23 protein-coding genes and 2 pseudogenes are annotated in these 22,268 nt (G+C 61.0%); 15 read left to right on the forward strand and 10 right to left on the reverse strand.

The window, feature by feature from the left end; translation table 11 throughout:
* Positions 1 to 242: 242 nt before the first annotated feature.
* The 4 genes from NKJ57_RS05485 to NKJ57_RS05500 all read right to left on the reverse strand — a co-directional run bounded on the left by NKJ57_RS05485 (position 243) and on the right by NKJ57_RS05500 (position 3,672).
* On the reverse strand, positions 243 to 1,586 hold the full coding sequence (locus tag NKJ57_RS05485) for a hemolysin family protein (protein ID WP_352511395.1): 1,344 nt from the start codon (positions 1,584 to 1,586) through the stop codon (positions 243 to 245).
* A gap of 236 nt (positions 1,587 to 1,822) precedes the next feature.
* Entirely contained in the window at positions 1,823 to 2,476 is a 654-nt protein-coding gene (locus tag NKJ57_RS05490; protein WP_352511194.1) for a transmembrane anchor protein, read from the reverse strand.
* 23 nt (positions 2,477 to 2,499) lie between these two features.
* Complete coding sequence (locus NKJ57_RS05495) at positions 2,500 to 3,234, reverse strand: HupE/UreJ family protein (protein ID WP_352511195.1); 735 nt, start codon at positions 3,232 to 3,234, stop codon at positions 2,500 to 2,502.
* Between the two features lie 48 nt (positions 3,235 to 3,282).
* Positions 3,283 to 3,672 (reverse strand): hypothetical protein, encoded by a 390-nt coding sequence (locus tag NKJ57_RS05500; RefSeq protein ID WP_352511197.1) that lies wholly within the window; start codon positions 3,670 to 3,672, stop codon positions 3,283 to 3,285.
* A 102-nt stretch (positions 3,673 to 3,774) separates the two neighbouring features.
* On the opposite strand from NKJ57_RS05500, the gene NKJ57_RS05505 reads away from it, so the two are divergent.
* The 5 genes from NKJ57_RS05505 to NKJ57_RS05525 all read left to right on the forward strand — a co-directional run bounded on the left by NKJ57_RS05505 (position 3,775) and on the right by NKJ57_RS05525 (position 7,993).
* Positions 3,775 to 4,056 carry a metal-sensing transcriptional repressor gene (locus tag NKJ57_RS05505; protein ID WP_352511198.1) on the forward strand — a complete coding sequence of 94 codons (282 nt, stop codon included), beginning with the start codon at positions 3,775 to 3,777 and terminating at the stop codon, positions 4,054 to 4,056.
* A gap of 8 nt (positions 4,057 to 4,064) precedes the next feature.
* Positions 4,065 to 5,405 carry a cation diffusion facilitator family transporter gene (locus NKJ57_RS05510; protein ID WP_352511397.1) on the forward strand — a complete coding sequence of 447 codons (1,341 nt, stop codon included), beginning with the start codon at positions 4,065 to 4,067 and terminating at the stop codon, positions 5,403 to 5,405.
* Positions 5,406 to 5,469: 64 nt separating this feature from the next.
* A complete protein-coding gene (locus NKJ57_RS05515) occupies positions 5,470 to 6,792 on the forward strand; it encodes an MFS transporter (RefSeq protein ID WP_352511200.1) in 1,323 nt (440 codons plus the stop codon).
* 37 nt (positions 6,793 to 6,829) lie between these two features.
* Positions 6,830 to 7,264: a YqaA family protein gene (locus NKJ57_RS05520; RefSeq protein ID WP_352511202.1), complete on the forward strand. Its 435-nt coding sequence runs from the start codon at positions 6,830 to 6,832 to the stop codon at positions 7,262 to 7,264.
* Positions 7,265 to 7,267: 3 nt separating this feature from the next.
* Entirely contained in the window at positions 7,268 to 7,993 is a 726-nt protein-coding gene (locus NKJ57_RS05525) for a nickel/cobalt transporter (RefSeq protein ID WP_352511203.1), read from the forward strand.
* A 1-nt stretch (position 7,994) separates the two neighbouring features.
* Here the strand turns inward: NKJ57_RS05525 and NKJ57_RS05530 are convergent, their stop codons facing one another.
* Positions 7,995 to 8,624, reverse strand: a complete 630-nt coding sequence (locus tag NKJ57_RS05530; RefSeq protein WP_352511398.1) for a DUF1007 family protein — start codon at positions 8,622 to 8,624, stop codon at positions 7,995 to 7,997.
* A gap of 145 nt (positions 8,625 to 8,769) precedes the next feature.
* Positions 8,770 to 9,594 (reverse strand): class I SAM-dependent methyltransferase, encoded by an 825-nt coding sequence (locus NKJ57_RS05535; RefSeq protein ID WP_352511204.1) that lies wholly within the window; start codon positions 9,592 to 9,594, stop codon positions 8,770 to 8,772.
* 203 nt (positions 9,595 to 9,797) lie between these two features.
* Here NKJ57_RS05535 and NKJ57_RS05540 point away from each other — a divergent pair, with 203 nt between their 5' ends.
* A complete protein-coding gene (locus tag NKJ57_RS05540) occupies positions 9,798 to 10,385 on the forward strand; it encodes a TetR/AcrR family transcriptional regulator (protein WP_352511205.1) in 588 nt (195 codons plus the stop codon).
* Here NKJ57_RS05540 and NKJ57_RS05545 read toward each other — a convergent pair whose 3' ends face one another.
* The 3 genes and pseudogenes from NKJ57_RS05545 to NKJ57_RS05555 all read right to left on the reverse strand — a co-directional run bounded on the left by NKJ57_RS05545 (position 10,386) and on the right by NKJ57_RS05555 (position 12,329).
* Complete coding sequence (locus tag NKJ57_RS05545; protein ID WP_352511206.1) at positions 10,386 to 10,913, reverse strand: hypothetical protein; 528 nt, start codon at positions 10,911 to 10,913, stop codon at positions 10,386 to 10,388.
* A 214-nt stretch (positions 10,914 to 11,127) separates the two neighbouring features.
* A pseudogene (locus tag NKJ57_RS05550) lies at positions 11,128 to 11,373 on the reverse strand (amidohydrolase); the annotation flags it as partial.
* Between the two features lie 98 nt (positions 11,374 to 11,471).
* Positions 11,472 to 12,329, reverse strand: a complete 858-nt coding sequence (locus tag NKJ57_RS05555; RefSeq protein WP_352511207.1) for a serine hydrolase domain-containing protein — start codon at positions 12,327 to 12,329, stop codon at positions 11,472 to 11,474.
* A gap of 184 nt (positions 12,330 to 12,513) precedes the next feature.
* Between NKJ57_RS05555 and NKJ57_RS05560 the strand changes: the two genes are divergently transcribed.
* The 9 genes and pseudogenes from NKJ57_RS05560 (at position 12,514) to NKJ57_RS05600 (ending at position 21,661) form a co-directional block, all read left to right on the forward strand.
* The gene (locus NKJ57_RS05560; RefSeq protein ID WP_352511208.1) at positions 12,514 to 13,089 is read left to right on the forward strand and encodes a hypothetical protein; all 576 of its coding nucleotides are present in this window, start codon (positions 12,514 to 12,516) and stop codon (positions 13,087 to 13,089) included.
* A gap of 209 nt (positions 13,090 to 13,298) precedes the next feature.
* Entirely contained in the window at positions 13,299 to 14,270 is a 972-nt protein-coding gene (locus tag NKJ57_RS05565) for a TniB family NTP-binding protein (protein WP_352511210.1), read from the forward strand.
* Between the two features lie 397 nt (positions 14,271 to 14,667).
* The gene (locus NKJ57_RS05570; RefSeq protein WP_352573661.1) at positions 14,668 to 15,942 is read left to right on the forward strand and encodes a hypothetical protein; all 1,275 of its coding nucleotides are present in this window, start codon (positions 14,668 to 14,670) and stop codon (positions 15,940 to 15,942) included.
* 140 nt (positions 15,943 to 16,082) lie between these two features.
* Positions 16,083 to 16,517 carry a P-loop NTPase fold protein gene (locus NKJ57_RS05575; RefSeq protein WP_352573663.1) on the forward strand — a complete coding sequence of 145 codons (435 nt, stop codon included), beginning with the start codon at positions 16,083 to 16,085 and terminating at the stop codon, positions 16,515 to 16,517.
* A gap of 108 nt (positions 16,518 to 16,625) precedes the next feature.
* Positions 16,626 to 17,846: pseudogene (locus tag NKJ57_RS05580) on the forward strand (KAP family P-loop NTPase fold protein); the annotation flags it as partial.
* 89 nt (positions 17,847 to 17,935) lie between these two features.
* Complete coding sequence (locus NKJ57_RS05585) at positions 17,936 to 18,607, forward strand: Qat anti-phage system associated protein QatB (RefSeq protein WP_352511213.1); 672 nt, start codon at positions 17,936 to 17,938, stop codon at positions 18,605 to 18,607.
* Positions 18,600 to 19,922 (forward strand): Qat anti-phage system QueC-like protein QatC, encoded by a 1,323-nt coding sequence (gene qatC, locus NKJ57_RS05590; RefSeq protein WP_352511215.1) that lies wholly within the window; start codon positions 18,600 to 18,602, stop codon positions 19,920 to 19,922. The genes NKJ57_RS05585 and qatC overlap by 8 nt, the downstream gene beginning before the upstream one ends.
* Positions 19,919 to 20,695 carry a Qat anti-phage system TatD family nuclease QatD gene (gene qatD, locus NKJ57_RS05595; protein ID WP_352511216.1) on the forward strand — a complete coding sequence of 259 codons (777 nt, stop codon included), beginning with the start codon at positions 19,919 to 19,921 and terminating at the stop codon, positions 20,693 to 20,695. Before qatC ends, qatD begins: the two co-directional genes overlap by 4 nt.
* Positions 20,696 to 20,824: 129 nt before the next feature.
* Entirely contained in the window at positions 20,825 to 21,661 is an 837-nt protein-coding gene (locus NKJ57_RS05600; protein WP_352511217.1) for a carbon-nitrogen hydrolase family protein, read from the forward strand.
* A gap of 33 nt (positions 21,662 to 21,694) precedes the next feature.
* On the opposite strand, the gene NKJ57_RS05605 is transcribed toward NKJ57_RS05600, so the two are convergent.
* Positions 21,695 to 22,186, reverse strand: a complete 492-nt coding sequence (locus tag NKJ57_RS05605) for a hypothetical protein (RefSeq protein ID WP_352511218.1) — start codon at positions 22,184 to 22,186, stop codon at positions 21,695 to 21,697.
* Positions 22,187 to 22,268 lie beyond the last annotated feature (82 nt).

Here is a 22,268-nt window from a genome sequence, read left to right on the forward strand (position 1 = left end):
GGCGATTTGGCCGCACCAGGCAAGCGCGATGTCATCAAGCGTACCGAGGACTATCCCTTTGGAGGATTACGCCAAGTACATCGTGTCGACAAATTCAGCCGCGTGAGTTCGCGCGCTGAGTTCGTCCGCCAACCAATGCCGGAGCAAGATGGTGGCCACACCGAAGATCAGTGCAGCAGCCACCATCAAGAATATTCTGTCACGGTCGCGCAACGGATCGCCCTCCCCTGGCGTATCCTGTCTCAAATGGTTGCAGGCGTGGATGTAGGCAGTTCGCGGCGAGCGAGCAGCTTGTCGATCCGCCTTCCGTCCATGTCGAGGATCTCGAAGCGCCAGCCCTCGTAGTCAAAGTGCTCGCCAACTTCCGGCAGGTGTCCAAGCTGGGACAAGGCAAAGCCTGCGATCGTGTGAAAATCGCCCTCCGCCAATCCTGACTTGAAGCCAAGTCGCGCGAAGGCATCGTGCGCCAGCATCATGCCGTCGATCAGCAGGGAGCCGTCCTCCTGCTCGACGACATCGGGATCCTCACCGTCCAAGTCCGGCAGGTCGCCGGCGATGGCTTCGAGCAGATCGGTCTGGGTGACGATCCCCTCCAGGCTGCCATATTCGTCGATGACGATCGCCAGGCGCACCGGGGCCCTCTTGAATTGATCGAGCACGCGGAAGATCGGCGTACCTTCGTGAACGATCACAGGTTCGCGCATAACCGCCATCGGATCGAGTGCCTTGCCGTCGAGCACCTGGTCGAGGAGCTCCTTCTTCAGGATCATGCCCAACGGTTCGTCGATGTCGCCTCGGCCGACCAACAGCTGTTCATGGCGGCAGTTCCGAATGGTGCGTAGAACCTCGTCAGGACTATCATCGGCATCGATCCAGTCAACGTCGCGGCGCGGCGTCATGATATCTGCGATACGTCGGTCGCCTATGTTGAAGACGCGCTCGACGAGTTCCTGCTGTGTCTGGTGGAGCAACCCGGCTTCCTGACTTGCGGCGACGAGCAGCTTCAGCTCTTCGGGCGAATGCAGGGATTCCTCGCCTGTGCCCGGCCGCAGGCCGCACAGGCGCAGCACGAGGTTGCCGAGCCCGTTCAGGCCGATGATGGCCGGGCGCAGCAGAAACAGGAAGAGCCCGAGCGGACGCACCACCCAGAGCGCGGTTCCCTCGCTGCGCTGGAGTGCCAGGCTCTTCGGCGCCAGTTCACCGAGCACGATATGGAGCGCCGTGATGATGACGAAGGAAATCGCGACTGCGATCACGTGAGAACTGGCGGTGGCAAGCGATCCCGGCAACGCGCTCAACAAGGGCTCGATCAGATGGGCGAGCGCGGGTTCGCCGACCCAGCCGAGAGCCAGCGAGGATATGGTGATGCCGAGCTGCGTTGCCGCCAGATTGGCGTCGAGGTTGTCGACGGCGCGCTTCAAAGCGATGGCATTGAGCCGACCCGAATTGACAAGTTCGGTTACGCGGCTGCGACGGACAGCGACAAGTGAAAATTCCGCCGCGACAAAGAAACCATTGGCGGCAACGAGGGCAAGTACGGCGAGTATTCCGAGTAAATCGTAAATACTGCCATTGGTACTAGACATGATCTCCTTTTGGGCGGAATGCGCCACGTACTGTTGATGGAATCTATGTATAACATGGCTTCGTCGCAGCACCACGGATATGCCTGCAGCGGTCGGACGCGGGCCCCTTCGGCAGTCCGCTCCTTGCAGTGCTCGCTGAAGTGGGAAGGCGGCGGCGGCGAGCACTCTGTCCTGCCGTCCCGGACCTGAAGCGAACATGCCCTGCCCGATCGGACAAGGCATGTTCCACCGTTCCGTCACATCATGCGCTTGATGTCGGCATAAGCGCCGTCCGTCTTCAGCGTCACGGTGACCTCGGCATCGGTCCGGTTGCGCCAGAACCAGCCGTGGTTGCCATCGAAAGCGGCTTCGAGAACGCCTGAGTTCTCAGCCACGGCGCGGCCCTTCTCGTAGCTGATCGTCTTCCCGCCGCCGTCACCGTGCATGTCGAAGTTTACGGCCGCTCCGTTGGCCGTCCATGAATAGGCCGCCTTGGCTCCGATCGCCATTGCAAGCTTGACCTCCGCGCCTTCGCCCGGCTTCAGCGTGACCGATATCTCGTCGGCGCGTCCCTCTGGCGCTGTCTGGGCAACGGCGGAACCGATCACCAATTCGGCGAAGACGCGGCCAAGCAGGCTCGATTCCTGATCGGGAGCGGCGGGCGCCGGGGCTTCGCCCTGCTGACCAGCGGCACGGTCTCGTTCCGCCTCGTCGGCGAGTTGGATCTTGATCTCACCCATCTCGGTGAGATTGAGCGCCCGCCCGATGCCCGTCGGATCGATGGCGTACTCGGCCGGCAGCACGATGGTTACGAGGATGGCAGCAGCTGCGACGATGGCGATGACGGTTGAGCGGAGAAGCTGCCTGGAGGTCGGCAGTTCGGCGCGGGTTGGAATGTCGGTGTTGTACATGGGAGAATGTCCTTTTTTGACGTTCAGGAAACAAACAAGCCAGTGAGCTGATACCCGATCAGCACGAACCCGGCGGTCATCATGACGGTATTGGCGGTATAGGCGTGACGCCAGAAACTGTCGGTCCGCCGCCAGTAGCCCATGACGATCAGGATGGCGGCGAGAGCGAGAAGCTGGCCGATCTCGACGCCGACATTGAAGGCGAGCAGGTTGGGCACCAGCCCATCGGGCGAGATGTCGTACTCGATGATCTTGGTCGACAGGCCGAAACCGTGGAAGAAGCCGAAGATCAGGGTCGCGACCTTGGTGTTCGGCTGGAAGCCAAGCCATCTCTGGAAAGCGCCCATGTTGTCGAGCGTCTTGTAGACGACTGACAGCCCGATGATCGCGTCGATGACGTAGCTGTTGATCCCGACGTTGAAATAGACGCCGAGCAGCATGGTCGTGGAGTGGCCGAGTGCGAAAAGGCTCACATAGATGCCGATGTGCTTCATCCGGTAGAGGAAGAAGATCACCCCGAACAGGAACAGGATGTGGTCGTATCCCGTCACCATGTGCTTGGCGCCGAGATAGATGAAGGGCAAGAGATTGATGCCCGAGATCTCCTGGATGTAGCCCTTGTCGCCTGCGGCGACGGCATGGGCGAATGCCGCTCCGGCCAGAAGGGGCAGGATCAGGAGGGCGAGCAACACAGGAACGGCGGGCCGCCAGCGCGCGCGAGGCGAACATGGCGGGCCCTGGTAGCAGGGTCCTTGCATGAGAATTCCAATCTTCGTCGTTGAGGGTGGCCGCGCGAGCGGCCGCGATCATGCGGCGAGGATTGGTTGCGGGGGGCGATCGATCCGGGAGCTTGTTTCCGGATTGGAAAAGGACGGTGGATAAATCACCCAGTTCCGTCCGACTGCTGGGACGGCCGGCGCGAAGCCCGGATGCGTGCTTGCCGTCTCGTGCGAGTGGTCTGCTGGATTGTGGCCATGGGAATGGCCAGGCCCCTGCTCCTCGGTCGCACCGTCATCGTGGACGTGCCCATGAGTCTCGATCTGTCCCGCCAGTTCGGCGTGACGGGCGGCCTCGGCCGCGGCAAGCGCGATGGGATCGTGCGAGACCGAACCGCCCACAGGCGAGAGCAGCATGCCGAGCGTCATCGCGAAAGCGACGGCGAGGCGAAAGGCTGCGCTATGGACCCAATTCGGCATGCTTGGCGATTATTCTCTAAAATCTTAACGAGCGGTTACATGCACCGGAATCGGGGCGAGTTTGAGGCTTGTATATCCTCTCCAGGAGGATAGTATCAAGAGATGAGCGAGCAACCTCACGTCCACGAAACCCACCCCGATATCGTCAAGCGCCTGAAACGCGCCGATGGCCATCTCAAGAGCATCATCGAGATGATCGAGGCGGGCCGGCCCTGTCTCGATATCGCCCAGCAGCTTCATGCGGTCGAGAAGGCGGTCTGCCAGGCGAAGCGGACGCTGATCCAGGATCATCTCAATCATTGCCTTGAAGACGTCGTCGGGCCGCTGGCGCGCGAGCAGCGCCGCTCGATCGACGAGTTCAAAGATATCACCAAGTACCTGTGAGAAGCGCCATTATGGACAAAGTTCGCGACTGGTTCGGGTTTGGCCCGATGACGAATGGCATGGGCAGCCACGGACATGATCACGGCGATGGTGGCCATGGCCACACACACGGCGTCATCGATCCGACGATCGCTACGACGACGCGCGGCATCTGGGCGATTAAATGGTCATTCGTCGTTCTGGCCATCACGGCAGCGCTCCAGCTTGTGGTCGTGTTCCTGTCCGGCAGCGTGGCGCTGCTGGCCGACACGATCCACAATGTCGGCGACGCGGTCACCGCTATCCCGCTGTGGATCGCCTTCGTGCTGGCCCGCCGCAAACCGAGCAAAACGTTCACCTACGGCCTGGGCCGGGTCGAGGATCTGGCCGGGATCGTCATCGTTCTCATCATCCTCTTCAGCGCCATCGTCGCCGGCTATGAGGCGATCGACCGGTTGATCAATCCGAAGCCCATCACATTTCTTGGTTGGGTCGCGATCGCTGGCCTCATAGGTTTCATCGGCAATGAAGCCGTCGCCGTGTTCCGTATCCGGGTCGGCCGCGAGATCAACAGCGCGGCGCTGATCGCGGATGGCTATCATGCCCGTACAGATGGCTTTACCAGTCTGGCGGTCGTGCTGGGTGCTATCGGCGTATGGCTGGGCTTTCCGCTTGCCGATCCGATCGTCGGCTTGTTGATCACCGTAGCGATCTTCGCCATCGTCTGGCAGTCGTCCAAAGCCGTGTTGACGCGCATGCTCGATGGCGTCGAGCCCGGCATCATCGATGAAATCCATCATGCAGCCGAGCACGTGTCCGGCATCGAGCGTGTCCAAAGCGTGCAGGCGCGCTGGATCGGCCATCGCCTGCATGCAGACGTTGCTATCAGTGTCCAAGACGCAGCAACAGCAAAAGACGTCCTGAGCGTCACCGAGGCCCTCAAGGAGGAACTGTTCGCTCACCTGCCGGCGCTGGCCGAAGCGAATGTCCGCCTGGAAAGCCCGGCCGGGTCGGCCGCCAAGGGCACGGAAACGTCTCATGCCCACGGTCATCATGCGCCGTCGCCTTTCAAGGTCGCGTGTGATCTGGCCGCTGGGACATTAGAAATTGTCGACACCGCTGCGGGGGAGCGGATGCGTCTCACGGTCGATCGGCACGCCGATGATTTGACCGCCACGGTGATTATCGAGCGCCCCAACGGCCCGGAGACGCTTCACCTCGAACCCGTCGCCGACAACCATCATCGCCTTGAGAGCACCGTGGCCCCTGCCGAGCCGCATGAGTTCCAGGCGAGATTGGTCTTGGCCGCAAAGGATCGAGAGCAGGTGCTTCCGTTCAAGATGGTCGAACCCGAAGGCCACCATCACTGAGATCGGCGGCCGCTTTCAATCGCCGCGGATCAACCACCCGTCGCTCCTCCAAGAAGACAGACATATGCTGCAAGTCCTCGCCAATCGAACCTACCGCCATTTGTTTCTTGCCCAAGTCATCGCCCTCGTCGGCACTGGCCTTGCCACCGTGGCGCTCGGACTTCTGGCCTATAACCTCGCCGGGGCAAACGCGGGCGCGGTGCTTGGGACAGCGCTCGCCATCAAGATGATCGCCTATGTTGGCGTAGCGCCTGTAGCCGCCGCGTTTGCCGAGCGCCTTCCACGCCGGACGATGCTGGTTTCGCTCGACCTGATACGGGCGGCGGTGGCCCTGGCGCTGCCCTTCGTGACGCAGATATGGGAAATCTATGTCCTGATCTTCGTGCTGCAATCAGCCTCGGCCGCGTTCACGCCGACCTTCCAGGCGACCATTCCCGACGTGCTGCCGGACGAGAAGGAATACACCCGGGCCCTGTCCCTCTCACGGCTTGCGTACGATCTGGAGAGCGTCGTCAGTCCGATGCTGGCGGCGGCGCTGCTGACCGTCATAAGCTTCCACAGCCTGTTCGCAGGCACGATTGTCGGCTTCCTCGCTTCGGCCGCGCTCGTCGTCTCGGTCGTGCTGCCAAGCCCGAAGGCGACCGAGCGCCGAGGCATCTACGACCGCACCACGCGCGGCCTGCGCATCTACCTCGCCACGCCGCGCCTGCGTGGCCTGCTAGCGCTCAATCTCGCCGTCGCCGCCGCGAGCGCCATGGTGATCGTAAACACTGTGGTGCTGGTGCAGGCAGAGTTCGGCATGACGCAGCGCGCCACGGCACTCGCCCTCGCTGCGTTCGGAGGTGGCTCGATGATCGCGGCGCTCTTCCTGCCGCGCCTGCTCGAGAACATACCTGACCGAACCGCTATGCTCGTCGGCGCGATTATTCTGATCGCCGGCCTGTTTGTCGGCACCCTTGTTCCTGGCTTCAGGTTGCTGCTGCCGCTCTGGTTTGCGCTCGGTCTCGGCTATTCGCTGGCGCAGACGCCGTCCGGCCGCCTGCTGCGCCGATCCTCGCAGCCCGAGGACCGTCCGTCCCTGTTCGCGGCCCAATTCGCGCTGTCGCATGCATGCTGGCTGATTACCTATCCCGTCGCCGGCTGGCTGGGCGCCCAGGCAGGCTTGCCGTTCACCTTCGCAACGCTCGGAGTGATCGCCGCAGTGGCCGTATTCGTCGCAACGCGGTTGTGGCCGGCTCACGATCCCGACGCGATCGAGCACGTCCATGACACGCTCGACGCTGGCCACCAGCATCTTGCCGATGCGGTGCCCGTCGGCAACGGCCACAGGCACGCCCATGCCTATGTCATCGACGGTCATCACCCTGAATGGCCTCGCCTCGCATGACGCGCCTGTTCAAATCGGTATCTTGCGATACCGCTCTGTGACTGATCTCGCTCTCTATTCCGGATTGTTTGCCGTCGCATTCGCCGCTGCTACCATCCTGCCGATGCAGTCGGAGGCAGCGCTCGTCGGGCTGCTGCTGACGCAAACCTTTCCAGCGGGAATCCTGATCCTGGTGGCCAGCACCGGAAACGTGCTTGGTTCCATCGTCAACTGGCTGCTTGGTCGCGGCATTGAACGGTTCCGAGACCGCTCGTGGTTTCCAGCAAATCCTGCGATGCTCGAACGCGCCATGAGATGGTACCGTCGCTATGGGAAATGGTCGCTGCTGCTGAGCTGGGTGCCCGTGATCGGCGATCCGCTGACCGTGGTGGCGGGTGCCCTGCGCGAACCGTTCTGGAGTTTCCTGATGCTGGTGGCGATAGCCAAGACCTTGCGCTATGTCGTGCTGGCAGCCACGCTGAGCTGGATCTAGCCGATGTTCCTTTTCCAGCACCTGATCGCGATCCAGCGCGAAATCTACCTGGCCTTCGCTGACCGGATCGGGAGCTTTGCGAAGACGGGCGACTGGGCGGTCCTTGCCGCCTACCTCCCGATGGGAATCGTCTTCGGCGCCGTCCACGCGATGACCCCCGGCCACAGCAAGGCGGTCCTTGCGACATACCTGACCGGATCGACGGCATCGCTGCCGAGGGCGCTGCTCGTGTCACTGGTGCTGTCCTTCACCCATGTCACGACATCAGTCATCATCGCGCTGCTGTCGCTGCCGCTGGTCTCGGTGACGCTCGGCAGCGTCGGCCGCGCGCCGCTGCTGGAGGACATCAGCCGGGGCCTCCTGGGCGTGATCGGCCTCTGGATGCTTTGGCAGGGCTTTCGCGGGGAGCATCATCACCACGGCAGCCGCGAAGGCTCGATGGTCGGTTTCATGGCGGGCCTGATCCCCTGCCCGCTGACGCTGTTCGTCATGACGTTCGCGATCACGCGCGGCGTTCCGCAGGCAGGCGTTGCCTTCGCGGTGACGATGATGCTCGGGGTGGCTTTCACGCTCTCTGTCGTGGCGCTTGCGGCCGTGTTCTTTCGCCAGCAGCTTGTCAGGCTCTTGGAGACTCAGCCACGCGTCGTGGATGTGATCACGAGGGCCATTCAAATTCTGGCGGGACTTGTCCTTGTCATCGTAGCCTGGAACGCGATCATCGCGAAGTGAGTCAGCCGCACGTCAATTCAAGGCGCGTCGCGAAAATCTTGCCGAGATCGGTTCCCGTCGGGTCACTGAAGAACGCGTCCGTCAGGCTCTTCTGGTTCTGCGCGATGGCCGTGTCCGGATCGGGACGCACGACCGCGCGCGAGCAGCCTTCAGGCAGGCCAGCCACAGCAATCTTGTCGTCGTCGGTAAAATCGATCGCCGTGTAGAAGGTCGGGTCGTAGACGCCGATGCTGACTTTTCCAGCAAGAGCCAACGGGTCCTTCGGCTGCGTTTCGAATTGGACGACGAGTTGATCGTTTTCATAGCTGACGCTAAATTTCGGCGGTGGCGCCATAGCCACGTCCTTGCCATTCAAGGTCACCATCTGAAAGTAGTTGTACTCGGCCAGCGACGCATGGACGGTGAGAGCGACTTCATCGAGTTCCTTGGCATCAAGCACAAGGTCGGAATTCCTGTCGAATTCCATCAGCACGGTGCTGGAAAAGAGGTCGTCGAAACGCCAGGAATGCCGAAGCGACTTGACCGTCCTGTCTGGACCGACGGTCAGGTCCAGCTTCGCTTCGGCAAACACATGCGGATGGGCGTTCGCCGCCGTGGCGGAAGCGAGCAACAGCGCCGCGCCTGATATCATGCCTGTCAGTCGCATTTTTCGCTCACATTTCGCTCGCCGATTCCGGATCAGGCAGGACACCTGCCATTGCAAGCAGGCCGAAATGGGACATTCAAACGCCAATTCTTCAGAACAGGGTCGCCATGCAACTAGCGCCTGAGCGTCATCACGACGCTTGGCCTTGCTGGTCCTTGTTCGTCGTCGCGCGAATATAGCTCAGGTTCTTGGTACCTATGGCGCCGATATCGCTGACCTGGAATCCGCTCTCGGCCAACAGCGAGGCGACCGAATGCATGTCGACATGACCATGCTTGTGGAGCCTGGGCAATCTGGACTTGCGCACCGGCCTGCCGAAATCGATGAGCAACAGCCGGCCTGCTGGCTTCAAGACGCGCGCCGCCTCGCGGATGAAGGCCGATCGAACGGGCTTCGACAGGTGATGCAGCATCAGCGTGCCGACGACGATGTCGAATTGCGCGTCCTTGAAGGGAAGCTCCTGCGCCATCCCCTTGACGAAAGTCAGATCGAGACCGGACCGTTCGGCCTTGGCGCGCGCTCGCTCGATCATTTCGGCCGACGCATCGACGCCGGTGACGCTTCCGGCCGAACCGACCAGCCGCTTCGCGGCAATGGCAAGGGTTCCCGTTCCACAGGCCACATCGAGCATCGCTTCGCCGGGCTGGAGCTTTGCCGGGCGAAGCATGAACTCGCGAAACCGGCCCTCGTGCCCGAAGGTCAGAACGCGCGCAAGCAAGTCATAGGCCACCGCCCGGTGCAGGACGATGCCAATGCCCCGGTCGCTCGCGCTCTGCGCACCCTTGCCGACCAGCACCCTGTGACGCAGGCTGCCCCACAGCGCCAATCCCGCGATCACGGCGAGGACGAGGCCGTGGAATGCCGCCGTCCAGGCGCCGGCCTGAATGTAGCCCATGCCCAATTTGGCGAGGACGAGGAAGCCAGCGACCAGCGACAGCTTGGCAAGCAGGGCCAACGCAATCACCCTCTTGCGCGAATGCGATCCGTTACCGGCGTGATGATCAGATGAGTGCATGTCTGGCGACCTTCTGCTTCATTGCGGCGTGCCCAACCAATCTGAGCTCCTGGACTTGGCGTATCTAATGGACACAATGTCTGGAAATGCTGTTGTCGGACACCGGACCGCCGAATGTCCGAAACCGGCCACTGCAGAGGGCCATGACCATGAAAATCGAACGTGCGGGCGAGCGGAACACGATCGATCGACGCGTTGCGCGGACGCGCGGCCTGCTGCAGGACGCGCTCATCGCCCTGATCCCGGAGCAGGGATATGCCGCCATCACGGTCGATGACATTTGCCAGCGGGCCAATGTTGGCAGGTCGACCTTCTATACCCACTATGCCGACAAGGATGCTCTGCGCAGCGCAACCATCGAGGCGCATCTGCGGTCGATCGGCCGCAGGCGCGAGGCGGCAAGTCAAGAAACAGGTAGCCGCCTGTTCGAGTTCAGCCTGCCCATGTTCGAGCACGCCCATGCATTCCGACCGCTTCACCACGCATTGCTTGCAAGCAGCGGCGATACGATCCACGACGAATTGCGCGAGCGTATCCGGCGAGCCGTCCGGGAAGAACTCGTCGAGAAACGGATCGGCGATCGCGGTATGCCTGCCGAATTCGCCATTCAGTTCATCGCCGGCGCATTTCTTGCGGTCCTCGCCTGGTGGGTCGGCACCGACATGAACCTTTCACCGACACAGGCAGATGATCTGTTCCAGGGGATGGCGGGAAGAGGCATCGGCGCCTGACTAGTCGTCGGCTATCGAGCTTGCAATAATCGTGTTCGATCTCCCCGTGTCGATCGGCGATGTCAAATGGACAAGCTGTTTTCGATTGCCCGCAATCAATATGTAAAGTTTGGAGACCTGATCTCCATTCCGTTCCTCGCTGATTTTTTCGGCGTCCGTCCGGGCGAAGAAGCGTTGCTCGAATGTCGCGCGGTCGACGTCGAACAGTCTGATGGAACAGGTCTGCACGGCCTTGCCGTTCAAGGTGGCTTTGGTCACCGCGATTATGGTTCCGGCAGGTAGATCGTTGCCAGTCACCGCCCACCCCTGAAAGGCATCCACGTCATCGACTGGAGCAAGCGCTGCGTCACCGGATAGCGGTGTCCACCCACGCGCCTTCGCCACAGCGGCGGTTCGCTCGAAGTCGGGGCCATGGGCAAGACAGGTTTCGTGAAAAGCTTCTAGCCCCAGATCGACAGTGTCGGCATACACCGGCGTCGATATCAGGCAGACGCCTGCGAGCGCAAAAACGAAGAGGACCTTCAACATATCAGTTACACTCGCGCTGAAGAGCGAGCACCGGTGCGATTAAGACGGACCCATTGGCACGCTGGTCAAGCGGTCGCCAGGACGTCGCACCTGCAGAATGACGTGGGGCGCGCCGCTCATGTTGGCTCGGGCGTGCCGCGGAGCTGCTACAGGCCTTCCAATCGTTCCTCCGGCGGGCGAACCTTGCGGAACAGAGCAAGCAGAAGAATCGGCAAGCGTCCATGTCGGCCCTTAGGCCAACGACTTTGCCGCTTGAGCGCTTCTGTCCGTGAATGAGGCCTACGACGCCTGTCCTGCCGATTTCGGTCACGACCTCATCGCATCCAAACTCCGTGAGTTTCGCTGAGACGAACGATGCCGTTCTGTGAACGTCGTAGAGGAGTTCCGGATGTGCATGTAGTTCGCGGCGCCATTCGGCGACCTCGGCACACCCTAGTTTTTGGCGGTTCAGATCGGCCATCGCGCCGTCCTCCATCGCTTTCGATACCGCCTTCGAGGCTAAGGGAAAACAGAGGGACAGTCACCTCAGCGCCATCGCGTCGGGCATGTCAGAAGCTGCTATTTCTGCAGAGATCGGAAAACCTCCGCTTCCGGATAAGTGCGAGATGTCGTGGCGGCCCATACAGCACTCGTCGTCCCTCGCTTTGCATAGACGGCGATCCGACTGCCGGGACCGCTTCCACTGTGTCCGACAGGATGATTGAGCGAATTCGTCGCGCTCACCATCAACCCCAATCCGTATGCCGGATTGGGGTGAAGCTCCGAGCGAAGTTGGGGAAGCGGCCGACAGTCGAGCATTCTGGTCAACGTTTCAGGTTTGACCAAAGCACCCTCAAACAGGCCATGCAGAAGGCGAGCCGCGTCCAGCACCGTCCCAACGACCAACCCGTGATAGACCCACCCCGGATGGTAGCCGACGACATCTCCCATGCAAACGTTCCCCAAATCATCAGGTGTAGTCGCCAGCCGGGCTGTGGTGACTTTGGCTGGGGAGAAAACCATCTCGGAAAGGGCATCGGCCAGATGCAGTCCTGACGCTCGTTCGATCAGCTGGGCGACTTTCAGATAGCCGACATTCGAGTAGGCCCAATCCTGCCCGGGGACATATCGTGGCCGTTCCGCTTCGACCGCCTTCAATAGATCGTTGGTAGGCCAAGGCGAACGCCCCGCCTCAACATCCGAATGGTAGCTTGGAAGGGAACCGTAGTCCGGCAACCCAGCTTCATGCCGCAGGAGTTGAACGGGAGTGTAGGGCTCACCTTCGACCGGTTCATCGAGGTTGACCCTGCCGTAATCCGACAGGCGCAGCAGAGCAATAGCCAACGCTGTCTTCGTGAAGCTCCACCACGGAACCGGGTCCGAAACGCCCCCTGCGTCCGTTTTGCCATCCTGACGAATGAACACCCTTGCTTCCATGCCATATTCTAAGCTGCCTGCGAGCACGGCGCGAGAACCGTTTGCGGTCAGCCTTCCGCACAGCATAGCCCCGGGCCGGCTGCAGCATGGTGCCGCTGTCGGCCTGCAGAGGCGAGGCCTCACAGGCTATGAGCCTCATAGACTGTGAATCTGTGAGGGTCGGCACAGGGGCACCAAATACCGGGTGGTGCGTGATCCTGGGGATCTCGGTCGGGCATGGCTCTGGGATCCTTACCGCAAGACCACGATCGAGGTCCCGGCCTGCTCGGCCGACTACAGCTACGCCAACGGGCTTCGGCTCTTCCAGCACCGCGCTCTCGTCAAATACTGGAACGAGAACCACGGCCAGCCTGCCAACGCCGCCGAACTTGAGAAGGCCAAGGACGAGTACCAGCTCGGCCTCGTCAAGATCCACCAGCGCCGCCGGAAGCACGGCACAGGATTCAAGCTTGCCCGTTTCATGAGCCAGCAGGCCCGCAAAGTGGCCCGCAGCAGGCTCGTGGAGGCCGTCACCAGCCCCAATGCCAGCTCCGAGCGACTGGACGTGGCCAACCCGCTGTCGCCTGCTCCTGCAGAGCCGCGGTCAATTCGGGCAAGCAAGACTGCGGTTCGTCCTGAGACCGGAGGCAATTTCACCGTGCCAACTTACACGGCGTGCAACGCGATCCGGTTCCGAAGCCCGCGGGGAGCAAGCCCGCACGAAAGGCGGCATCGAGAAACACGCTGCCGCGGGCTCCTCTACAGGACATCGCATTCCTGAAATCCAAGCATGAGGGATACGATTGATGCGCAGTCACGCCGTCATTCCCCGCATGCGGGACCACGCGCCCGGACAGGCCTCCGGGACGCTCGAATAACGCGATCGGCAGCCTGGTCCTGCCGCACCCCGAATTCCTGAACAGCTTCCCCGCGTCATCACCGGATGCGGGGATGACGCCGACCTCTTCAACCCTGACGAAGGAGTGACCCATGTCTGCAGTACCCTCTGAGGTCCGGTTCCACACGACCAAGTTCGACACCGACGAGGAGCGTGGGACCGCCGCCGCGCTTCCCGCAGCGCAGCGTCAGTGGATGGTCGAGAACTTGCTATTCGAGTATCCGCTTTTCAAGGAAGTGTCGTCGGAGGTCGCCCGCTTCCACCACCCCGTTGTTGGCGGGACGCACGGCACGGGAGCGATCGGGGGCGTGATCGGCGCCTCCCGATCTGGCAAGTCGTACATCTGCAAGCACTACGCAGCCGACTACCCCGTTCAGGTTCTTGAGGAGGGAGAAAAATATCCCGTCGTTTACCTCGAAGCCCGCGGCGACTGGACACCCTACCACTTCGCCGAACAGGTCTTCATGGCCACGGGCGCAAAGTCCGTACCTTCGATGAAGACTCCCGCGCTGATTACGGCCAGCCAGCGACGGCTGCTCAAGGTCGGGACCGAACTCGTTATCATCGATGACTCCCATTTCCTTCTGCTCGAAACGAAAGGACGCGTGCAGGCGACCTTCAAGAGCTTGGTGAAGGGGATTGCCGACATCGGTTCCTGCAACGTGCTTCTGGCGGGTCTGCCGGGCCTCCAGGCGTTTATTGAAGGTGCGGACCAGCTTAACGGAAGTGGCGACTTCCCGCATTGGGAGACCAAGCCCCTGAGGTGGGAGATCGAGGACGAACGGGAGCAGTTCATGCTCCTGCTGCACGGCATCGACAGGAGGCTTCCGTTCCTCAAGCTGTCGGGTCTGGCGAATCCGAGCAAGGCTGCAGACTTCTACCACGGCTCGGAGGGCAAGATCGGCCGCGTCATGAACATCATCGCCGACGCGGCGCTGCGTGCCATCAACGACGGCACCGCATGCATCATGATGGAGCACCTGCAAGCAGCTGCAATTATCCGGATGAAAGTCGGCGAGACCTATCGTCCATTCTACGACAACCGCTCGGGAGAATCTGCATGACACGGCAGGAGGCGCTTCAACGACCGTTCTCCATCTGGAATATCGAACCGCATCCTGACGAGCCGGCGCATGGCTATTTCGGGCGTCTCGTTGCGGAGGAGGAACACGGCAGCTCGCGGGTGTACGCAAACGAGATCGGCATGAACGGTAGGGACATCGTCCCTGCCGAGCAGCTGGGTGTCATCCTTCAACTGCCTATTCCCGCGAGCTGGCGCGACAGGCTGCGGCACTCCACGCCCGTGACCAGGAGGACGGCATCAGGCTCTGTGGCGAGTTTCTGCGGGACAAGCAGTTCTCCATCTCGAAGCGGCGCTTCTGTCCCGCCTGCCTCGGGGAGAGCGCCTACCATCGGCTCTGGTGGGACATCCTGGCAATCACGGAATGTCCGTTCCACCGGATGCGGATCGAGGATTCGCTTCCCGACGGGAGTCCGCTCATGTGGTGGTGGCCGTATTTCGATCGTTCCCCGAAGGGCGAGTACCTTGGGAGGAAGGGGGTCTCCCGGCAATATCCCGGAGGCACGTTCGCCGGATATGTCCTCTCCCGGCTTGGCTTCTGTGAGTCGCGCCCTGCCCCTCTCTTGGACGACATGTCGCTGCAGGAGGTTATCGACGCGTGCGACATGCTCGGGCGGCTACTTGGTTCGCCGAGGACTGCACGCCATCCACCCTCGTTAGAGGCCCACCCGGGAATCGGATTCGAGGCTCTGTTTCATGGTCCGGCGAGTCTCGTGGGCAAGCTCCGAATGTGGCTCAGCCGCGAGGTTCCGGAGGAGTCCCGTCGTCGCGGCCATGCCGTTGCGTTCGGCTGGATTACCGACAATCGGTTCGCATTGTCCCCCCGAATGTCGAACTTGTTCAACAAGGCGATGAAGAAAGCCCTCGCGGCGGAGAACCGTACTATGCCGCGAGAATTCTCGGACGCCGACTTCTATAGCGACGACATCGGGATCGAGGCCCTCGCACAAGAACTAGGGATCGTTCGCCGCGGGGTTGCTGCCATTGCGGACAAGCTCGGCATCCTGCCCGAGCGGGAATGGTATCGGGCACGGGTTCATTTCGATCATGGAGAGGCTACACGCATCCGGCATTTCATGGACGACGTCATCACGACACAGGAGGCAGATGGCATCCTTGGCCTTCCTCCGGGTCAGCTCGGCCCCTTGGTGAAAGCCGGCGTCCTGGATCGGCTCGCAAACGTGACCGGCCGCGGAATGCGGGGCAGCAGGTACGCGAGGTCTCAGGTTGAGGGATTCCTTGAAAACATGTTCGGCGACATCCCGGAAGGTGAGGTCAAGCAGGCGATCTCGTTGATCGTGTGCGCCAGGCGCCTGCGCATGGAATCCGGCAGGCTGGTGGCGATGGCCGCGACGGGCGAACTGGCGCCAGTCTGCCGGAAGCCTGGAAGCGTTGGCCTGATGGGCCTTCGGTTCCTCGAACCAGCCCGTTTGCTTCAGAGGCGGCGACGAGACACCTCACAAGCATCGCGTGATCGGATCAGGGAACTCGCGCTGGCCAATCCAATGGGCGGACCACGCACGTTTTCGAAGGTTCTGGCTGAGGAAGGCGAACGCGTATCGACCCCCACCATCAGGAAGCATCTCATCCGGATGGGGTTAGGAAGGCAGGAGGACAGGGTGAACGCCGCCGCAGAGCTGAGATCCCGAGTGTGATCGATTCCTTTCGGTGGATCAGGTTCGGCAGCCGACTGATGAGACATACGCCGTGCAACTTCCTGTTGAGCGGACGTTTAAGCGATTGACGCATGGTTCCCCAAAGCTCACCCTCGTTTTCGGGCATTTTGGGGCGTGACATGTGGGCAGACAGCGAAAGCGATGTCGACTACCTGAACTATTCGGAAGTATCGGAGATGATCAGCGAGATGATCTCCGACGATTCCATGCTGCCGATTTCCTTGGGCGTGTATGGCAGCTGGGGCGTTGGCAAGTCTAGCGTCCTGCAGCTGGTCGCAAAGGAACTCTCCGGGGACAAGCGGAACCTGATCGTCCCATTCGACGCATGGCTTTATCAGGATTTCGACGAAGCCAAGTCCGCCTTGATGTCGGTGATCGCGAAGAGCTTGTACGACGCGACCCCTGAAGGCTTCAAAGACAAGGCTGTCAGCCTCTACAGGCGGACCAACAAGCATAAAGCCTTCGCAATTGCCGCGGACATCGGGGCATTTGCTGCCTGGATACCAACATTCGGAATGTTTACGAATGCGGCAGGGGCGTTCGCCCACATCTAGGAGGCCGATGCCGACGAAGAGGATGTCGCAGCTTTCAAAGGTGCAGCCAAGGAAGTCAAGGGGCGGGCCTCCGGCCTTCTCCGTCCGCAGGAGAAACGAAATCCGCCGGAGGAGATCGAAGCCTTCCGGAAGGAGTTCAGTGACCTGCTGCTGTCGATAGATCGGAAGCTCGTCGTATTCGTTGATAACCTCGACCGTTGCCTGCCGGCGAATGCGATCGCCACACTCGAGGCGATGCGGCTATTCCTGTTTCTTCCGCGCACGGCCTTCATAGTGGCGGCAGACGAAGAGATGATCCGGCACGCTGTTTCCAAGCATTTCTCGAGCCCGGGTGATCGGCATGTTTCCGACTATCTCGACAAACTCATCCAGGTTCCCGTGCGCGTCCCGAAGCTTGGCCTGCAAGAAGTGCGGGCCTACCTCTTCATGCTTGCTGCCTCACGGTCCGGCGTGGATCCGGGGAAGCTCGAAAGCCTACGGAAATTCCTCATCGACAAGCTCAGGCAGAGCTGGTCAGACGACCCACCGTTTGATGTCGACCAGGTGGCCGCGAGACTTGAGATTCCGGCCACACACGAGCTGAGACGCGCTCTGGACACGATGAATCGGCTAGCAGGGCTTCTGGCGTTCTCGCAGCGGATCAACGGAAATCCCCGCATCGTCAAGCGGATGCTGAACGTGATCCGCATGCGAGCCTCTGTCGCGAGGCGCCGCAATATGGCGCTCGACGAGGCGATCATCGCCAAGCTGGTCCTCTTTGAGCGCTGCACGAGTGAGGACGCAATCCGAGAGTTCAACCGCCTCGTGAGCGGCGCTCCTGACGGCAAGGTCCCGCTTCTCGCGAAGCTTGAATCCTCGAAGGCGGCTGACATCCCTGGGCTTCTTCCCAAGGATTGGGGCGATTTCGCTGCGTTCGTCTCTGACTGGGTCAAGCTTCACCCGCCGCTGGGCGAGATCGACCTCCGGCCCGCCGTCTACTTGGCTCGTGAGACGTTACCCATGCGCTTCGACACGTCACGTCTGAGTTCCAAGACCAAAAAGGCGGTGGAGACGCTCCTGAAGACCACCACGACGAGTTCGCCTGCGTCGAAACAGGCATTGAAAGAGATCGACCCTGCGGAGGCAGGCGAGGCCATGGACGAAATGATTGGGTCCTTTGCCCGTAACTCCGATTGGGCGAAGGGGCGAGACGATTTCCGCGGCGCTGTGCTCTTGGCAAGGCGTTGGCCTATGGCCCACGAGAAACTTGTTCGCTTTGTCGAAGGGCTCCCGCGCGTCCCCAGATGGATTACCGCGCTAATGAAGGATGACACGGGAGGGCATAGCTGATGGGAACGTCTTCTTCGTCGAAGGGATCGGGACGAAATCAGCCAATGGTCCCGCCATGGGCTGACGACCAGCCGGGAACGCCATTGCCGATGCCGCCTCCCAAACGCTTTCAAGCCTTCCGCACGTCCTTCGGAAGCTACCTGAAAGGAGGCGACAAGGCCACCCTGCAGCGCGCTCTCGGGCATTATGCTCGTACCTCTACGGGCGGCAGCTCGGTCGGACCTCGGCGGTTTGGCTCCGTCTACACCACGGGCGGGGACCTCTACTCGGTGCTGTCATCGCTGGGTGGAGACGGCGCTGAAGCCGACACGCTAGGGCTTTCGAAGGAATCCTTGACCGGCCAGCCGCTCGACGTCGTGTGTCAGCGTCTCGCGGAGGCGCTCGCGCCCGACAATGCTGATGCGGACAGAATTCGCGAGGCTATCGATGAAGCGATGCTTGAGGTACTCGGCGAGGACGAGAATTTCGATCCCGACCGCCTCGATGAGGAGACGGTTCACCGCATTCTCGCCGAATACCTATCGCAAGCCGTGTTTCAGGAGATCGTCGAAGAGGTCGGCGGGTCGTGGGCGAACGCCCCGGACGAGAAGAGGACTCCGGAAGCCGAAGCCGAGTTGCTTGAACTGATCCGCGTCATTGTCGATGAGAAGCTTGGTCCGAAAATGGAGGGAAAAAAAGGCCTGAATAGAGCCGACGTCCATCGGTTCATGCGGGAAACGGTCACCGAAGTTTGGCAGGAGTGGGAGAACTACGATGACTAAGCTGAAATTCCATGTGGACGAGGCTTCCATCCCGCCTACCGACGTTGCCGATACCGTCCATGTGCATCTTTTTGGCTCCCGGCCTGCCCGCCTTGGAACCGGATCGATTGGCAACCGACTTGAGAAGGCTGCGACCCGGCTTGGCGCTCCCATCGATCCGGTCGCGTTCGATTTTCTCTCCATCGCTCTCGCGGTCGTCGCTGCCGACACGTTCATCGACAGAGAATCCAGGTCAGCGAACGGATGGTCGCGCGAACTTTCGCTCCAAATTCCGGTGGCGCGACCTGCAGTCTGGCAGGGCGTATCTGGCGAACTCGAGCAGGCATTGAATTTCCTGAGTGGCGACCAGTGGAAGCTATCTTTTTCTACGGGCGGGAAGGCACCTCCATCCAAGGACAGTATCCTCCGACATTTCCGGACCCATATCGGTATCGGTGCGACGGACTGCGCCTGCCTCTTCTCCGGCGGCCTCGACAGCATGATTGGCGCACAACGCCTGATCGAGGATGGGCGGAAGCCGCTGCTGATCAGCCACTCATACCGCGGCGACAAGAGCTACCAAGAGAACGTCGCTCCGGGACTGGGCAAGACCCTCCCCCGCTTCGAGGCAAACGCCAACCCGGTCTTCAGCGGACCGAACAAGAATGATACTAGCATGCGGACCCGCAGCCTCGGGTTCTTGGCTTACGGTGTGATCGGAGCCAGCGCCCTATCATCGGTGAAAGCCGCCCAAAACGATATCAAGCTTTACGTGCCAGAAAATGGTTTCATCGCGCTCAACGCTCCTCTAACCCGGCGGCGGATCGGGTCGCACAGCACCCGCACGACTCACCCTCACTTTCTCGCTCAGGTACAGGCAATCCTCGACAAGGTCGGCCTCCCGGTTCAGCTGGAGAACAAATACCGCCACATGACGAAGGGCGAGATGCTAAAGGGACTTAACCCGGGCAAGGATTTGACACAGACGGCGCTTTCGACGGTCTCCTGTGGTAAGTGGAAGCGCAAGAGCCAGCAATGCGGGCACTGCGTCCCCTGCCTCATCCGTCGTTCTGCCTTCGCCAAGGCAGGCATAAAGGATACCACGAACTACCAATATCCCGACCTCGGGCTGGCGTGGGACAGGCCCGACATCCGTGACGACGTGATGGCGATGCTTGTGGCGACGGCGCGCGATGGAAGTGGTCTCCGGCAGCGAGCGATCTCGAGTGGACCTTTGCCAATGGAAAGTGCAGAACGTGAGGGATGGTTCGGCGTCCACAAGCGTGGGCTCGAGGAGGTCGGAACCTACTTGAGGAGCCAAGGGTTCGGGCCTTGATCGACTTTCATTGCCACCTTGACCTGTTTCCGAACCCGGCACTTGCCGCGGATAGCGCAGAGCGCGCCGGAATGTACGTGCTTTCCGTGACGAACACGCCGAAGGCATTCCCTAAAACGGCCCAGCTCGCCAAAGGCAGGAAGCGGATCAGGACAGCCCTTGGACTTCACCCCCAGCTTGTTCATGAGCGGCATGGCGAGGTGCCGCTGTTTGTCAGGCTGCTGGGCGAGAGCGAATACGTTGGTGAGATAGGCCTGGACGGCGGCGATGAATTCGCGCGCCACCTTGACCTGCAGAAGGATGTCTTCGACAGGCTCTTGCGAGCGTGCTCGCAGGCGGGCGGTCGCGTGATGTCCATCCATAGCCGGCATGCCAGCGGGGAAGTACTCGAAGCGCTTGCGCGGAATCCCGGATCGGGCATTCCAATCCTACATTGGTTCTCTGGATCCGTTCCGCATGCCGAGAAGGCTGCCGATATCGGTGCATGGTTTTCCGTAGGCCTTCCTATGGTCCGGAGCAGACGCGCTGCAAGCCTGCTTTCCAAAATGCCCAGGAACCGAATTCTCACTGAGACGGACGCGCCGTTCGCGTCGACGTCGGGACAGCACTATCCGGTGGCAGCGGTTGCGGAGACGGTGTCGGCGCTTGCGGGATTCTGGGAATGCGATGTCGCTTCCGTAGAGCGACAGCTGAACGATAACCTGAGGACGCTCGTTGCGAAAGCGGGCAAGTTCCGGCCGAATTCGCTCAGCTCGGCGGCACTCATCAACTAACGAAGTGCTCCAAGTCAGTTTTATGGCATTACGGAACAGTGCCACAAAAAGCAGTCTTGTAAGATTTATCGGTTCTCAAGTCCTTCAAATCAACGGACAATAATATCCATGATTTGAGGGAAACAGACCGTGAAGATCGCCGCTGCCCAAACCGTTGTTTCAAAGGACCTGTCCGCGAACGGGGCAGCCATCAGACAAGTGCTTTCGGATGCCGCTTCAGAAGGCGTGAGGCTGGTCAGCTTCTGCGAGGGCGCTCTTTCCGGATACTCGAAGTTCCAGATAGCGGAGCCCAATGACTGGGTGTCTTTCGACTGGAGCGCCCAGGAAGCCGAGCTTCGGGGCATCGCCGCTCTCTGCGGCAAGTTCGGCATCTTCGCGGTCGTCGGCGGGGCTCACAGGCTGTCGGCGACACACCGCCCCCACAACAGCCTCTACATTTTCTCGGCATCTGGAGAATTACTCACCCGATATGACAAGCGGTTCCTGTCTCACAGCGAGGTCACAGACTGGTACACGCCCGGTACCGAACCGATCATCTTCGAGGCCGACGGATACCGCTTCGGTTGCGCGATATGCATAGAATCCCAGTTCCCCGAGGTGTTCAGCGAATACGAACGCCTCGGGACGGATGCCGTGCTTTTCTCATCCTATGGAATTCCGGAATACTTTCAGGCCGCGTTGCGGGCACATGCAGGCTTGAACTGCTTGTGGATCAGCGCAGCAACGCCTGCGCAAAAAGCACCGAAGGGACCTGCGGGTATCCTCGGGCCCGACGGCAAATGGTCGGCACTTTGTCCAGCCTCACCGATCCCCTGCTATGCGGTGGCGGTTCTGGATCGTGATGATCCAGACTACGATGTCCCGCTTCAAAAAGCCCGCCCGTGGCGCGCAAAGGCCCGTTTAGGCGAGATTTATCGGGAAAAGATGGTGGATGACACCAGAAGCCGGAACAGAGGCGGATATTGAGGCGAACGCGGGACCGCTCAGGCTTACCTCTCGTCACTCCATGGTCAGGAGCGTGTAGCTCTTGATTGGTTCGCCTCTGACGAACGCCCTGCGAGGATTGCCGTCTGGTCCAAGCTGCGGCTTGGCCCCGATGGCGTTCTTGATATACCACCCCAGGTACATGTTGACGGGGGTCTTCCCCGGCGCGCCGTCGGCTCCGGCCCCGGCGCCGATCACGTCCTCGTAGAGCCTTCGCGTATCACTGTCCTCGACCAGGAGCCGGAACACGGTTCTGGTGAAATGCTCATCGAACACGCCGTCGGCGAATGCCTCCCGCGCCTTTCGCTGGGCCGCATCGTAGAGTGCCCTCTCCCTCTCGATCCTGAGGCGCAGGTCCTCCGGCAGATTCTCGATTACCGCCTTTTCAAGAATGTCCTGCATGTACGCCGAAGGATCGAGACCCGCATCCTCGGCCCGCCGCAGGATCGCCCCATGTACATCGTTCTTTAGCCTCAGCGAGACCCTGGTTGTGTTCTGTGAAGTCAAGGCCGATCTCCTTCTCGCAGCGTGTTGCAACATGGTGCGGACACATGTGTAGTGGAAACGTCAAGCCCTGTCAACACAGGGT

This window comes from Mesorhizobium sp. M0077, from assembly GCF_040322955.1.
In the GTDB taxonomy this organism is placed as follows: domain Bacteria; phylum Pseudomonadota; class Alphaproteobacteria; order Rhizobiales; family Rhizobiaceae; genus Mesorhizobium.

Coding starts and splice junctions, on each gene's coding strand:
- NKJ57_RS05485 (WP_352511395.1), bottom strand. CDS start 1,586: ATGTCTAGTACCAATGGCAGTATTTACGATTTACTCGGAATACTCGCC.
- NKJ57_RS05490 (WP_352511194.1), bottom strand. CDS start 2,476: ATGTACAACACCGACATTCCAACCCGCGCCGAACTGCCGACCTCCAGG.
- NKJ57_RS05495 (WP_352511195.1), bottom strand. CDS start 3,234: ATGCAAGGACCCTGCTACCAGGGCCCGCCATGTTCGCCTCGCGCGCGC.
- NKJ57_RS05500 (WP_352511197.1), bottom strand. CDS start 3,672: ATGCCGAATTGGGTCCATAGCGCAGCCTTTCGCCTCGCCGTCGCTTTC.
- NKJ57_RS05505 (WP_352511198.1), top strand. CDS start 3,775: ATGAGCGAGCAACCTCACGTCCACGAAACCCACCCCGATATCGTCAAG.
- NKJ57_RS05515 (WP_352511200.1), top strand. CDS start 5,470: ATGCTGCAAGTCCTCGCCAATCGAACCTACCGCCATTTGTTTCTTGCC.
- NKJ57_RS05525 (WP_352511203.1), top strand. CDS start 7,268: ATGTTCCTTTTCCAGCACCTGATCGCGATCCAGCGCGAAATCTACCTG.
- NKJ57_RS05530 (WP_352511398.1), bottom strand. CDS start 8,624: ATGATATCAGGCGCGGCGCTGTTGCTCGCTTCCGCCACGGCGGCGAAC.
- NKJ57_RS05540 (WP_352511205.1), top strand. CDS start 9,798: ATGACCATGAAAATCGAACGTGCGGGCGAGCGGAACACGATCGATCGA.
- NKJ57_RS05545 (WP_352511206.1), bottom strand. CDS start 10,913: ATGTTGAAGGTCCTCTTCGTTTTTGCGCTCGCAGGCGTCTGCCTGATA.
- NKJ57_RS05555 (WP_352511207.1), bottom strand. CDS start 12,329: ATGGAAGCAAGGGTGTTCATTCGTCAGGATGGCAAAACGGACGCAGGG.
- NKJ57_RS05565 (WP_352511210.1), top strand. CDS start 13,299: ATGTCTGCAGTACCCTCTGAGGTCCGGTTCCACACGACCAAGTTCGAC.
- NKJ57_RS05570 (WP_352573661.1), top strand. CDS start 14,668: ATGCGGATCGAGGATTCGCTTCCCGACGGGAGTCCGCTCATGTGGTGG.
- NKJ57_RS05575 (WP_352573663.1), top strand. CDS start 16,083: ATGTGGGCAGACAGCGAAAGCGATGTCGACTACCTGAACTATTCGGAA.
- NKJ57_RS05585 (WP_352511213.1), top strand. CDS start 17,936: ATGCCGCCTCCCAAACGCTTTCAAGCCTTCCGCACGTCCTTCGGAAGC.
- qatC (WP_352511215.1), top strand. CDS start 18,600: ATGACTAAGCTGAAATTCCATGTGGACGAGGCTTCCATCCCGCCTACC.